The organism is Candidatus Hydrogenedentota bacterium (assembly GCA_016791475.1).
In the GTDB taxonomy this organism is placed as follows: domain Bacteria; phylum Hydrogenedentota; class Hydrogenedentia; order Hydrogenedentales; family JAEUWI01; genus JAEUWI01.
This window is the reverse complement of record JAEUWI010000509.1, coordinates 1-507: the sequence shown is the minus strand read 5'-3', so window position 1 is coordinate 507 and position 507 is coordinate 1. Positions and strand designations below refer to the sequence as shown.

The 507-nt window shown below is 73.4% G+C and carries 2 protein-coding genes; both read right to left on the bottom strand.

Going from position 1 to position 507, the window contains the following annotated elements:
• Nucleotides 1–235 (bottom strand): hypothetical protein (locus JNK74_30530; GenBank protein ID MBL7650505.1); only part of this gene is annotated, 235 nt, incomplete at its 3' end.
• A 4-nt stretch (nucleotides 236–239) separates the two neighbouring features.
• Nucleotides 240–507, bottom strand: a 268-nt coding sequence (locus JNK74_30525) for an arylsulfatase (protein ID MBL7650504.1), incomplete at its 5' end; no start/stop codon positions are given.

Below are 507 nucleotides of genomic sequence, written 5' to 3'. Positions count from 1 at the left end.
CGAAGCGGACTTCGCCGGAGCCGGCCTCACCGAAGTCGCCGAGCACGGTCTGCGCCGTCGCCGGCTGCATCGCATGGCGGTGCTTCGATTCGGCCCAGGCGCCCGCCTGGTCGGGGTGGCAGGCGAGGCAGTCGCGGTCGGCGACGTGGTCGGGCCGCGCCCCCGCCTGCGGGGCGGCCGCGAACGCGGCCGGCACCATCAGGACGCAGGCGAGGAGCAGGGCGGGCCGGCGCATGCGCTCAGGGCCTGGCCGTGCGCGGGACGAGGGTGGCCTCGTACTTCAGGTCCTCGTAGTACTTCGCGCCGTTGCTGTAGCCGGGGCGGTTGGCGAGGTTGGGGATCTCCAGCGTGCCGGTCTCGCGCACGTAGTCGCGCCAGGCCACCAGCATCTCGCCCAGCTTCTGCGGGTTGGCGGCGGCGAGGTTGCGGCTCTCGCTGCGGTCCTGCGCGACGTTGAAGAGCTCCCAGTCGCCGGTGCCCCAGGGCTGGTTCGCCGACACGATCTCT